This window comes from Vibrio sp. SCSIO 43133, assembly GCF_023716845.1.
Classification (GTDB): Bacteria; Pseudomonadota; Gammaproteobacteria; order Enterobacterales; family Vibrionaceae; genus Vibrio; species Vibrio mediterranei.
In genome coordinates this window covers 851754-864121 of sequence record NZ_CP068024.1, presented here as the reverse complement: position 1 = coordinate 864121, position 12368 = coordinate 851754, and the positions used below count along the sequence as shown (strand labels likewise).

Sequence of the window (12368 nt, the reverse complement as noted above, 5' to 3'; positions counted from 1 at the left end):
AACAATATGGAAATGGCTACGTAGCTCAGCTGGTTAGAGCACATCACTCATAATGATGGGGTCACAGGTTCGAATCCCGTCGTAGCCACCATTTCCTAAGCACTCTTATTTAGAGTATTTAGGAAATATGCGGAAGTGGCGGAATTGGTAGACGCACCAGATTTAGGTTCTGGCGCCGCAAGGTGTGAGAGTTCAAGTCTCTCCTTCCGCACCATATTTAGTGTGATTGACACTTTAATCAATCTTGTTGGGCTATCGCCAAGCGGTAAGGCAGCGGCTTTTGATGCCGCCATTCCCTGGTTCGAATCCAGGTAGCCCAGCCACAATTTAAGTGATAACGTTTTTTTTAGAAAAACTGTTGGCACTAGAGCGTAGTTTGTATTATATTCTCTCGCTCTCAAGAGTGGCTACGTAGCTCAGCTGGTTAGAGCACATCACTCATAATGATGGGGTCACAGGTTCGAATCCCGTCGTAGCCACCATTTATTTGAACTTGTAGGTTCGCCTTCAAGTACAACGTTAAGATTGAGTTTTACCAATTACTCTCTTAACTATAAGTTTTGTTGCGGAAGTGGCGGAATTGGTAGACGCACCAGATTTAGGTTCTGGCGCCGCAAGGTGTGAGAGTTCAAGTCTCTCCTTCCGCACCATCTTTTAGTGTGATTGACACTTTAAACAATCCTGTTGGGCTATCGCCAAGCGGTAAGGCAGCGGCTTTTGATGCCGCCATTCCCTGGTTCGAATCCAGGTAGCCCAGCCACTATTTAAAGGTTCAGTAATGGAGCACAATGATTCTGATGCCCCATCTATTGTCCCAGGTTCGGTTCAAAGTAGCCCAGCCATTACAACGTCTAGTTGATTCACCAATCATCAGCTAAGACTACAAAATTGATGCGGAAGTGGCGGAATTGGTAGACGCACCAGATTTAGGTTCTGGCGCCGCAAGGTGTGAGAGTTCAAGTCTCTCCTTCCGCACCATCTTTTAGTGTGATTGACACTTTAAACAATCCTGTTGGGCTATCGCCAAGCGGTAAGGCAGCGGCTTTTGATGCCGCCATTCCCTGGTTCGAATCCAGGTAGCCCAGCCACTATTTAAAGGTTCAGTAATGGAGCACAATGATTTTGATGCCCCGTCTATTGTCCCTGGTTCGGTTCAAAGCAACCCAGCCATTACAACGTCTAGTTGATTCACCAATCATCAGCTAAGACTACAAAATTGATGCGGAAGTGGCGGAATTGGTAGACGCACCAGATTTAGGTTCTGGCGCCGCAAGGTGTGAGAGTTCAAGTCTCTCCTTCCGCACCATTATTTCTCATGAAATATAGAGCGAAGTGAAAACTTCAAATGGCTACGTAGCTCAGCTGGTTAGAGCACATCACTCATAATGATGGGGTCACAGGTTCGAATCCCGTCGTAGCCACCATTTATTACAACGTTAAGATTGAGTTTTACCAATTACTCTCTTAACTACAAGTTTTGTTGCGGAAGTGGCGGAATTGGTAGACGCACCAGATTTAGGTTCTGGCGCCGCAAGGTGTGAGAGTTCAAGTCTCTCCTTCCGCACCATCTTTTAGTGTGATTGACACTTTAAACAATCCTGTTGGGCTATCGCCAAGCGGTAAGGCAGCGGCTTTTGATGCCGCCATTCCCTGGTTCGAATCCAGGTAGCCCAGCCACTATTTAAAGGTTCAGTAATGGAGCGCAATGATTTTGATGCCCCGTCTATTGTCCCTGGTTCGGTTCAAAGTAGCCTAGCCATTACAACGTCTAGTTGATTCACCAATCGTCAGCTAAGACTACAAAATTGATGCGGAAGTGGCGGAATTGGTAGACGCACCAGATTTAGGTTCTGGCGCCGCAAGGTGTGAGAGTTCAAGTCTCTCCTTCCGCACCATCTTTTAGTGTGATTGACACTTTAAACAATCCTGTTGGGCTATCGCCAAGCGGTAAGGCAGCGGCTTTTGATGCCGCCATTCCCTGGTTCGAATCCAGGTAGCCCAGCCACTATTTAAAGGTTCAGTAATGGAGCACAATGATTTTGATGCCCCGTCTATTGTCCCAGGTTCGGTTCAAAGCAGCCCAGCCATTACAACGTCTAGTTGATTCACCAATCGTCAGCTAAGACTATAAAATTGATGCGGAAGTGGCGGAATTGGTAGACGCACCAGATTTAGGTTCTGGCGCCGCAAGGTGTGAGAGTTCAAGTCTCTCCTTCCGCACCATCTTTTAGTGTGATTGACACTTTAAACAATCCTGTTGGGCTATCGCCAAGCGGTAAGGCAGCGGCTTTTGATGCCGCCATTCCCTGGTTCGAATCCAGGTAGCCCAGCCACTATTTAAAGGTTCAGTAATGGAGCACAATGATTTTGATGCCCCATCTATTGTCCCAGGTTCGGTTCAAAGTAGCCCAGCCATTACAACGTCTAGTTGATTCACCAATCATCAGCTAAGACTACAAAATTGATGCGGAAGTGGCGGAATTGGTAGACGCACCAGATTTAGGTTCTGGCGCCGCAAGGTGTGAGAGTTCAAGTCTCTCCTTCCGCACCATTATTTCTCTTGAAATATAGAGCGAAGTGAAAACTTCAAATGGCTACGTAGCTCAGCTGGTTAGAGCACATCACTCATAATGATGGGGTCACAGGTTCGAATCCCGTCGTAGCCACCATTTATTACAACGTTAAGATTGAGTTTTACCAATTACTCTCTTAACTACAAGTTTTGTTGCGGAAGTGGCGGAATTGGTAGACGCACCAGATTTAGGTTCTGGCGCCGCAAGGTGTGAGAGTTCAAGTCTCTCCTTCCGCACCATTATTAAGAAAGCTCGTCATATGACGGGCTTTTTTTCTATCTATTCCTCTCTGACAATTACGTTAGTTGAATCTTTGAAAGTTTCTTCAATATTGTTAATTTCTTCTATTAGCTCACAGAAAAGTATTTTGCTACTGTTCATTCTAGGATAGACAGGCAACCTTAGTTCAATACACTGATCTTCAAGGATATTTATGACTTTCCAAGATTACTCCGTTGCTATTGGACAGTATTCAAAAGGCGATGATTTAGGTTTCAAGACGGCGCATTTCAACACTCCTCATGACCTTACAATATCTTCAGCGATAACAAATGCTTTCAACCCTTCTTATCTTCTGTATACAGAGCAAGGACATTATCTCGTTTCCGAATGTTCTCAACAGGAAGGATCGGCCCTTATATTCGTGCCTACAAACAGTGAAGATCATCAAGTAAGATTGCTTGATGGTGATTACCCATGCCACCTTGCAATATCTCCGAATAAAGAATTATTAGGCGTCGCGCATTATGGGACAGGTAACTTCGAGATATTTGCCCTACGGGCACATGGCATTATTGGAGAACGTATAGCTTTACTGGCTAATGAAGGCTCTAGCGTTCATCCTACTCGCCAGCAAGCCCCCCATGGGCATCAGTTACAGTTTATCCCCAATAGCCAACAGTTCGTCACGGTAGACTTAGGCATCGACACATTGAGCTTTTACGAATATAACAAAACTGATGCGGTTCTATCTCAGTCTTTGGTAATGCCGCTGGGAAGTGGTCCTCGACATGTAGACTTCTCTCAAGATGGTAAATTTGGGTATGTGTTGTGTGAACTCGATGAATCACTGCATGTTATCAAGCGTAGCGATCATGGGATTTGGCAGCTAATTTACTCTACTTCAGGGTTTCCTGAACATATTAGTCATGAAGCAGCGGCGGCTGTTAAGCTTTCACCGAACAATCGCTTTGTTTATTTAACAGGTCGCGGAGAGTCTATCGTCTCTTGGTTTGAATTAAGTGACCCTGCAGTACCTGCTTATCAAGGCTTTGTCAGTTCAGGGGGACAGTTCCCACGAGATTTGTGTCTTTCTCCGGATGGAAAGTATCTTATGACAGCAAACCAGCATTCTGACAATTTAGCTTTGTTTACCGTCGATGAAGCAACTGGGGCACCAACGCTAGAATCAGTATCAGATCCTATCACTGCCCCAGTATGTCTAGTCATTTATTAAGTTATTTAATGCCAATCGCGTATTTTAAGACTTGCTCTTTAATCGGCCCAGAATGCTCTGCCACTTTCAGTAGAGCATTTCGAGCAAATGCCACCGGTGGTAAGGTACTACTAAATCCTTTATAGAATACATCCATGCCCGTTTGCATTAACAGGTTATCTGGACGACGCTCTAGCTCATAACGACGTAATGCTTCATTAGAGACCCCTTTATCTTCAAACGCTTTCAACAAGGCTTCTACATCTTTAAAACCAAGATTAACGCCCTGACCCGCCAACGGATTTATCGTGTGAGCTGAATCCCCTACTAGTACACAACCATGTTTGTAATATCGCTGTGCATGTCTACGTGTAAGTGGGAATGAGCCGTGCTGTAACACGCTAACATTACCTAGTTCAGCTGGAAAGTACTCAACAATCTCCTGCTCTAACTGGGCATGACTCATATTCTTTAACTGCTTAATCCGTTTAGGGGAATCGTACCAAACTAACGATCCTTGGTTTCCACATAGTGGTAAAAATGAACGAGGCCCTGACGTGGTAAACCACTGCCACGTGATGTCTTGTTGAGGGAGTTCCGTCTCAACATTAATCAGCATGCACTCTTGACGATAATCCCATGCTGTCACCCCAATGCCACTGGCTTGTCGTACTCTTGAATTCGCACCATCCGCACCAACGACCAGAGTCGCAGCAATTTCACGCCCGGATTCTAAGATGATAGTTGAGCCTTCATCGTCAAGCGTTAAGCTTTCAACACCGTCACCTTCAATCACTTTCAAGTTGTCGAAACTATGAAACTGCTGCCACAACCCTAGTTGGATCACGCGGTTTTCAACAATGTAGCCCAATTGCTCTAGCTGCAGAGATTCGGCATTGAAACGAATTCGACAGTTTTCCGCTTCCCATGTTTCAAGACGTGCATAAGGGCACACTCGCATCGCCTCTATGGCGCTCCAAGCATCGAGGTGAGTCAGTAAATCAACAGAGCGATGAGAAATAGCAGAAACACGCAAGTCCATTGGCTGCGAGCTTTCGAAAGCTTGAGGGGGGAATTTTTCGATAACAGCGACTGAGCGCCCTTGTTTAGCAAGACCCAGCGCCATCGCTGCTCCCACCATGCCACCACCAACAACTGCAATTTCAAACTGTTCCATCGTCTTCTTACTACCCTAAATTCAATGTGTGTTCATTGTACGTAGCCCGCTCTAAAAGCGCGAGCGAATTCCTTCGAAAAACCCTGCTTTTGTGAGGCCTAATAACCGCTTACAGCAATTGAAATATAAGCTCTCAAAGAGATTTTACACTACCCCTAGTCAGGCGGTTTTTAAAGCAGTACAATACGCCGCTTACCGCCAAGATGGTGGTCATAATTTAAGCAGCCGCTGTGTTGTTTTCGCAATACAGCGCCTGTGCAAGAAAAAGATTTAAATAACTGACGAGCGATAGTGATGAGTAAGAAACTGCTAATTAAAACCTGGGGCTGCCAGATGAACGAATACGATTCATCAAAAATGGCCGATCTGCTTAATGCGGCAAATGGCTATGAGCTAACAGAAGATCCAGAGGAAGCAGACGTACTACTTTTGAACACTTGCTCTATCCGTGAAAAAGCGCAAGAGAAAGTGTTCCACCAACTTGGTCGTTGGAAAACCCTAAAAGACAAAAAAGATGGCGTTGTTATCGGTGTGGGTGGCTGTGTAGCGACTCAAGAAGGTGACCATATTCGTGAACGTGCGCCATTTGTTGACGTTATCTTTGGCCCACAAACTCTTCACCGTTTGCCTGAGATGATCAAGCAATCACAAAGCGATGAAGCGCCAGTAATGGATATCTCTTTCCCAGAGATCGAGAAGTTTGACCGTCTGCCGGAACCACGTGCGGAAGGCGCAACAGCGTTTGTTTCAATCATGGAAGGCTGCAGTAAGTACTGTACTTACTGTGTTGTTCCGTATACTCGTGGTGAAGAAGTAAGCCGTCCAATGGATGACGTATTGTTTGAAATTGCTCAGCTTGCCGATCAAGGCGTTCGTGAAGTAAACCTACTTGGCCAAAACGTGAATGCTTATCGTGGTCCAATGCACGATGGTGATATCTGTTCTTTTGCCGAGCTACTACGTCTGGTTGCTTCTATTGATGGTATTGATCGTATCCGCTTTACGACAAGTCACCCACTAGAGTTCACTGATGACATCATTGCTGTTTACGAAGACACACCTGAGCTTGTTAGCTTCCTACACTTGCCAGTACAAAGTGGTTCAGACCGTGTATTGACTATGATGAAGCGCCCACACACAGCGATTGAATACAAGTCTATCATTCGTAAACTTCGCAAAGCGCGTCCTGATATTCAAATCAGTTCAGACTTCATTGTTGGTTTCCCAGGTGAAACTGACAAAGATTTCCAAGACACGATGAAACTGATCAAGGACGTAGATTTTGATATGAGCTTTAGCTTTATCTTCTCTCCTCGTCCAGGTACGCCAGCAGCAGATTACCCATGTGATCTTCCTGAGCAAACTAAGAAAGACCGCTTATACGAGCTACAACAAACTGTAAACTCGCAGGCAATGCGTTATTCACGTCAGATGCTAGACACTGAGCAACGTGTTTTAGTTGAAGGTCCATCTAAGAAGAACCTGATGGAGCTTCGTGCGCGCACCGAAAACAACCGTGTGGTTAACTTCGAAGGTGGTGCAGAGCTAATCGGCCAGTTTGTTGACGTGAAAATCACAGACGTGTTCGCAAACTCCCTACGTGGTGAGCTAGTAAGAACAGAAAAAGATATGGATCTTCGCAGTGTTATTTCTCCAACACAAATGATGGCAAAAACCAAACGCGAAGATGAGCTAGGTGTAGCGACCTTTACGCCTTAGCGCCTATACCCAAACAGCTTCAATGTGCTATTTTGGAGTTAATTGGGTAAAAATATGCGAAGCCCGGTCACAGTCGGGCTTCATACATCGCCCTTAAGGGCAAAATGTGAGGCAACATTGAGTAATCAAATCGTAACTCTAGAAATTCATCTAGAACCTTCAGACAACCGCCGTCTATCAAGCTTGTGCGGTCCTTTCGATGACAATATCAAACATTTAGAACGCCGCTTAGGTGTCGAGATCAACCACAGAAGCAACTTCTTTACGATCGTGGGCAAGCCGCACACTAGCGCCGCAGCTCTAGATATCATCAAAACGCTTTATGTCGACACAGCACCTGTGCGTGGCCAGATCCCTGATATTGAGCCAGAGCAAATTCACTTAGCCGTTAAAGAATCTGGTGTACTTGAGCAAAATACCGAATCAGAAATCGCTCACGGAAAAGAAGTCTTCGTAAAGACCAAGAAAGGCATCATCAAACCGCGTACACCTAATCAAGCTCAGTACCTAGTGAATATGGTCACTCATGATATTAGCTTCGGTATTGGGCCAGCTGGTACAGGTAAAACTTACCTAGCAGTAGCTGCTGCAGTAGACGCACTGGAGCGCCAAGAGATTCGCCGTATCCTACTGACTCGTCCAGCAGTAGAAGCGGGTGAAAAACTAGGCTTCCTGCCAGGTGATTTAAGTCAGAAGGTCGATCCGTACCTTCGACCTCTATACGATGCGTTATTTGAAATGCTTGGTTTTGAGCGCGTAGAGAAACTCATTGAACGCAATGTTATTGAGGTTGCTCCCCTCGCCTACATGCGCGGCCGCACACTTAACGATGCCTTCATTATTCTCGATGAGAGCCAGAACACCACCGTTGAACAAATGAAGATGTTCCTGACGCGTATCGGCTTTAACTCGCGCGCAGTTATCACTGGTGACGTCACACAAATCGACTTACCGCGTGGCGCAAAATCTGGCCTTCGTCATGCGATTGAAGTGCTGAGTGAAGTTGACGAAATCAGCTTTAACTTCTTCCAGTCAGATGATGTCGTTCGTCACCCTGTCGTTGCGCGCATCGTAAATGCTTACGAGAAATGGGAAGCGAAAGATGCCAAAGAACGTAAAGAAATTGAGCGTAAGCGACGTGAAGAACGTGAAGCGGCGCAAAAGCTGCTTGATGCAGCATCTGCTAGCGCAACGGTGGATGGAAAGTAATGGCGATTGAACTCGATCTTCAAATTGCAGTCGAATCAGAACAAGGGTTACCAAGTGCTGACGAATTTCAAGGCTGGTTGGACAAAACCATTACTCCGTTTCAACAAGATGCTGAGTTGACGATTCGTATAGTCGATGAAGAAGAGAGCCAGCAGCTCAACCGCGACTACCGTGGTAAAGATAAACCAACAAATGTACTCTCCTTTCCTTTTGAAGCACCTCCAGGTGTAGAAATGGATCTGCTTGGTGACATGATTATCTGTCGTCAAGTTGTCGAAAAAGAGGCTATTGAACAATCCAAGCCTTTGATTGCACACTGGGCACATATGGTTGTACATGGGAGTCTTCATCTGCTAGGTTATGATCATATTGAGGATGACGAAGCAGAAGAAATGGAAGCTTTGGAAACCGAAATCATGCTTGATATGGGCTTTGATGACCCATATTTAGTAGAAAAGGAGTAAGCACATTTCGCTGGCGTTCGCGCTAAAAAGAATTTGTTTACGCATGTGCGCTATCACACATCTGATAGCATTCTGAATTGAGAAGTCATGAACGAAGAGTCTTCTCCCTCTCAGCCAGAGGGAAACAGTAAAAAGTCGGAAGGTCCGAGTAGAAAGTCCTTCTTTGAGCGCCTAGGTCAAATTTTTCAAGGCGAACCAAAAGACCGCCAAGAGCTTGTAGATGTTATCCGCGACTCTGAAGAAAACGACCTAATTGACCACGATACCCGCGATATGCTCGAAGGTGTCATGGAAATTTCTGAAATGCGAGTGCGCGACATTATGCTGCCACGCTCGCAAATGGTCACTATCGAGCGTTCCGATAACCTCGATAAGCTAATTGAACTAATGACAGATGCACAGCACTCTCGCTACCCTGTTATCAGTGAAGATAAAGACCATGTAGAAGGCATCCTCTTAGCTAAGGACCTCCTCCGTTATTTGGGCTCAGAAAGCGCCCCGTTTGATATTGAAGAAGTGATTCGCCCTGCGGTTGTTGTTCCTGAAAGTAAGCGCGTTGATCGCCTACTGAAGGAGTTCCGTGAAGAGCGTTATCACATGGCCATCGTCGTCGATGAATTTGGTGGAGTATCAGGTCTAGTGACCATCGAAGATATTCTCGAAGAAATCGTTGGCGAAATCGAAGATGAATTCGATGACGATGATGAGCTTGATATCAGAAAACTGAGTAAGCACACATTTGCGGTGAAAGCGCTCACTACTATTGAAGAGTTCAATGAAACATTCGGCTCTAACTTTAGTGATGAGGAAGTCGACACTGTAGGTGGCCTAGTCATGACTGCATTCGGTCACTTACCTTCACGTGGTGAAGTGGTTGAAATAGAAAATTACAACTTTAAGGTGACAGCGGCGGATAATCGTCGTGTGGTTCAGGTCCAAGTCACAATACCTGACCAAGAAACGGCTTCAAGTGTCGAGGAGTAACCTCTCCACTTGCTGCTCACCAAAAAAGTGAGATGATATTTAAATGAAGAAAAATCTTCGCATATTGCGGCCCATCGGGGCCGCTTTTGTTGGTGCTAGCACCACTCTCGCATTTGCTCCCTATCAGCTATGGCCCTTGGCTATTCTGAGCCCATTTCTCCTTCTCCTCCTTATCAGAGGTCGCAGCACAAAAAGTGCACTTTGGACAGGTTATGCATGGGGAATAGGTCAATTTGCCACTGGCATCAGTTGGGTTCACGTCAGTATCGATACCTTTGGTGGTATGCCGAAAATTGCCAGCATGTTCTTAATGGCACTCTTAGTCGGCTACCTATCCATTTACTCAGCTCTGTTTGCTTGGTCTCTAAACCGATTCTTCCCGTCAGACAATAAAACTCGTTATTTTGTCGCAGCGCCAGCACTCTGGTTAATCTTTGATTGGGCTCGCGGCTGGGTGATGACGGGTTTCCCTTGGCTGTGGTTAGGGTACAGCCAAATTGATTCACCGTTAGCGAGCTTTGCACCTATTGGTGGCGTTGAACTCATTACCTTGCTATTGATCGTAATGGCTGCCAGCTTAACTTACTTAACCGTAACTAAGCAGTGGCAACTCGCTATCATCCCTCTAGTCATATTCGCCACTGGATTCGGCCTACGTAACTACGACTGGGTCACGCCCGCTCCAAATCGCACCAAATCGGTCGCATTGATTCAAGGTAATATCGATCAAGCCATGAAGTGGATGCCCAATCACCGATGGCCAACGATAATGAAATATACCGATCTAAGTCGTGAAAACTGGGATGCGGACATTATCATTTGGCCAGAAGCCGCAATTCCCGCAATGGAATTCGAATTACCTTCATTTCTGCGTAACTTGGACTCTGCGGCTAAAATGAATGATTCTGCGATCATCACTGGGGTCATCAACAAAACCGAGTCCGGTGAGTATTACAACAGCATATTGGTTGTAGGGCAGACACCTTACGGTGATTACGAAATGGATCTCGATGAACGTTATCACAAGCACCATTTGCTACCATTCGGTGAATTCGTGCCATTTGGAGATCTATTAAGACCTATCGCCCCGTTTTTTAACTTGCCTATGTCTTCATTCAGCCGTGGTGCCTACGTACAGCCTAATATTGTGGCTAACGGTATGCATCTAGCGCCAGCATTATGTTATGAGATTATTTTTGGGGAACAAGTTAGGCAGAACGTTACTGATGACACCGATTACCTGTTAACGCTGTCCAATGATGCTTGGTTTGGGCGCTCTATTGGCCCGTTGCAGCATATGGAAATTGCACGAATGCGCGCATTAGAGCTTGGCTTACCACTTATTCGTTCGACCAATAATGGTGTGACTGCCGTTACCGATCACAAAGGTAAGATTACTGCTCAAATCCCTCAGTTTGAAACCGCTGTGCTTAGAACTGACGTCACTCCAACCGACGGAACAACTTGGTATCGTGAAGTAGGAACTTGGCCTTTATATGCGTGGGTATTACTTTGCCTAGGCTTTGGCATCATTAGACGCAACAAGTAATCACTTCTTATACACCGGCCATTGAACTCCTTTAGTATCAATGGCCGAGCTGGTCTTCTTACCGAGAAAATCCCATCGAAAAGCGCGCTTCATAAACTTTCTTCCATAATATATAACTATTTGGTTCTTTTCCCTTGCCAAACAAAATCATATTCTTATCTGGTAATCAATAACCACCACGGTTGAATGAAGGAACATTATAATGAGCAAGATTTACGAAGATAATTCACTGACAATTGGTAACACCCCTCTAGTTCGCCTAAACAAAGTAAGTAATGGTAACGTGCTTGCTAAAGTTGAAGCACGCAACCCAAGCTTCAGCGTTAAGTGCCGTATCGGTGCAAACATGATCTGGGAAGCGGAAAAAGACGGTCGTCTAAAAGCAGGCGTAGAGCTAGTTGAGCCAACCAGTGGTAACACAGGTATTGCTCTTGCTTTCGTTGCAGCTGCACGTGGCTACAAACTCACACTTACTATGCCTGAATCTATGAGTCTCGAGCGTCGTAAGCTTCTCAAGGCACTAGGTGCTAACCTTGAACTCACAGAAGCAGCGAAAGGCATGAAAGGGGCTATCGCTAAAGCAGAAGAGATTGTCGCTTCAAATCCAGAAAAGTATCTGCTACTTCAACAGTTCAACAACCCAGCAAACCCAGCCATTCATGAAAAGACAACGGGTCCAGAGATCTGGGAAGCAACGGATGGTGAGATCGATGTATTTGTCGCTGGTGTAGGTACAGGTGGTACTATCACAGGTACTAGCCGCTATATTAAGGGCGAAAAAGGTAAAGCAATTGTTTCAGTTGCCGTTGAGCCAGCAGAATCACCTGTCATTTCTCAAGTGCTAGCAGGTCAAGAGATCCAACCAGCTCCTCACAAAATCCAAGGCATCGGTGCAGGATTTATCCCAGAGAACTTGGATCTTGAGCTTGTTGACCGTGTCGAACTGGTTACTTCTGAAGAAGCCATCGAAATGGCGCGTCGCCTAATGGAAGAAGAAGGTATCCTAGCTGGTATCTCATCAGGCGCAGCTGTTGTAGCGGCTAACAAGCTTGCTGAACTCCCTGAATTCAAAGGTAAAACCATTGTCACCGTACTCCCAAGTTCAGGTGAACGCTACCTAAGCTCTGCATTGTTTGCCGGTATATTTACTGACAAAGAGATTCAGCAGTAATATGTTGCCAAATCAATTTTTGCACGAAAAAAGCCCCTTTAAGGGGCTTTTTTGTTGAAACTCTGTCAGCCTTTGGTAATATCAGGT

Annotated in this window: 8 protein-coding genes and 19 tRNA genes; 26 read left to right on the top strand and 1 reads right to left on the bottom strand. The window is 45.6% G+C overall.

Annotation, left to right across the window (positions count from 1 at the left end; genetic code table 11):
- The first annotated feature begins 14 nt into the window (after positions 1-14).
- The 20 genes from JKJ11_RS04305 to JKJ11_RS04210 all read left to right on the top strand — a co-directional run bounded on the left by JKJ11_RS04305 (position 15) and on the right by JKJ11_RS04210 (position 4029).
- Positions 15-91, top strand: a tRNA-Met gene (locus tag JKJ11_RS04305).
- 38 nt (positions 92-129) lie between these two features.
- Positions 130-214 (top strand) — tRNA-Leu (locus JKJ11_RS04300).
- A 34-nt stretch (positions 215-248) separates the two neighbouring features.
- Positions 249-323: transfer RNA gene (locus tag JKJ11_RS04295), tRNA-Gln, on the top strand.
- A gap of 82 nt (positions 324-405) precedes the next feature.
- Positions 406-482 (top strand) — tRNA-Met (locus JKJ11_RS04290).
- Between the two features lie 83 nt (positions 483-565).
- A tRNA-Leu gene (locus JKJ11_RS04285) sits at positions 566-650 on the top strand.
- 35 nt (positions 651-685) lie between these two features.
- Positions 686-760: transfer RNA gene (locus JKJ11_RS04280), tRNA-Gln, on the top strand.
- A gap of 133 nt (positions 761-893) precedes the next feature.
- Positions 894-978 (top strand) — tRNA-Leu (locus JKJ11_RS04275).
- Positions 979-1013: 35 nt separating this feature from the next.
- Positions 1014-1088 (top strand) — tRNA-Gln (locus JKJ11_RS04270).
- 133 nt (positions 1089-1221) lie between these two features.
- Positions 1222-1306 (top strand) — tRNA-Leu (locus JKJ11_RS04265).
- A gap of 41 nt (positions 1307-1347) precedes the next feature.
- A tRNA-Met gene (locus JKJ11_RS04260) sits at positions 1348-1424 on the top strand.
- Positions 1425-1482: 58 nt separating this feature from the next.
- Positions 1483-1567 (top strand) — tRNA-Leu (locus JKJ11_RS04255).
- Positions 1568-1602: 35 nt separating this feature from the next.
- A tRNA-Gln gene (locus JKJ11_RS04250) sits at positions 1603-1677 on the top strand.
- A 133-nt stretch (positions 1678-1810) separates the two neighbouring features.
- A tRNA-Leu gene (locus tag JKJ11_RS04245) sits at positions 1811-1895 on the top strand.
- 35 nt (positions 1896-1930) lie between these two features.
- Positions 1931-2005 (top strand) — tRNA-Gln (locus JKJ11_RS04240).
- Between the two features lie 133 nt (positions 2006-2138).
- Positions 2139-2223 (top strand) — tRNA-Leu (locus JKJ11_RS04235).
- A 35-nt stretch (positions 2224-2258) separates the two neighbouring features.
- Positions 2259-2333: transfer RNA gene (locus tag JKJ11_RS04230), tRNA-Gln, on the top strand.
- Positions 2334-2466: 133 nt separating this feature from the next.
- A tRNA-Leu gene (locus tag JKJ11_RS04225) sits at positions 2467-2551 on the top strand.
- 41 nt (positions 2552-2592) lie between these two features.
- A tRNA-Met gene (locus JKJ11_RS04220) sits at positions 2593-2669 on the top strand.
- Positions 2670-2727: 58 nt separating this feature from the next.
- Positions 2728-2812 (top strand) — tRNA-Leu (locus tag JKJ11_RS04215).
- A gap of 194 nt (positions 2813-3006) precedes the next feature.
- Complete coding sequence (locus JKJ11_RS04210) at positions 3007-4029, top strand: lactonase family protein (RefSeq protein ID WP_252038778.1); 1023 nt, start codon at positions 3007-3009, stop codon at positions 4027-4029.
- Between the two features lies 1 nt (position 4030).
- Here the strand turns inward: JKJ11_RS04210 and JKJ11_RS04205 are convergent, their stop codons facing one another.
- On the bottom strand, positions 4031-5185 hold the full coding sequence (locus JKJ11_RS04205) for a 2-octaprenyl-3-methyl-6-methoxy-1,4-benzoquinol hydroxylase (RefSeq protein WP_252038777.1): 1155 nt from the start codon (positions 5183-5185) through the stop codon (positions 4031-4033).
- Between the two features lie 294 nt (positions 5186-5479).
- On the opposite strand from JKJ11_RS04205, the gene miaB reads away from it, so the two are divergent.
- From miaB to cysK, 6 genes are all read left to right on the top strand, one after another.
- Positions 5480-6904, top strand: a complete 1425-nt coding sequence (miaB, locus tag JKJ11_RS04200) for a tRNA (N6-isopentenyl adenosine(37)-C2)-methylthiotransferase MiaB (RefSeq protein WP_006075471.1) — start codon at positions 5480-5482, stop codon at positions 6902-6904.
- 117 nt (positions 6905-7021) lie between these two features.
- Positions 7022-8113, top strand: a complete 1092-nt coding sequence (locus tag JKJ11_RS04195) for a PhoH family protein (RefSeq protein ID WP_006075472.1) — start codon at positions 7022-7024, stop codon at positions 8111-8113.
- A complete protein-coding gene (gene ybeY, locus JKJ11_RS04190) occupies positions 8113-8577 on the top strand; it encodes an rRNA maturation RNase YbeY (protein WP_006075473.1) in 465 nt (154 codons plus the stop codon). The genes JKJ11_RS04195 and ybeY overlap by 1 nt, the downstream gene beginning before the upstream one ends.
- Before the next feature lie 87 nt (positions 8578-8664).
- Positions 8665-9561 (top strand): CNNM family magnesium/cobalt transport protein CorC, encoded by an 897-nt coding sequence (corC, locus tag JKJ11_RS04185; protein WP_006075474.1) that lies wholly within the window; start codon positions 8665-8667, stop codon positions 9559-9561.
- A gap of 43 nt (positions 9562-9604) precedes the next feature.
- On the top strand, positions 9605-11110 hold the full coding sequence (gene lnt / locus JKJ11_RS04180; protein WP_252038776.1) for an apolipoprotein N-acyltransferase: 1506 nt from the start codon (positions 9605-9607) through the stop codon (positions 11108-11110).
- Positions 11111-11312: 202 nt separating this feature from the next.
- A complete protein-coding gene (gene cysK / locus JKJ11_RS04175; protein ID WP_006075477.1) occupies positions 11313-12281 on the top strand; it encodes a cysteine synthase A in 969 nt (322 codons plus the stop codon).
- Positions 12282-12368 lie beyond the last annotated feature (87 nt).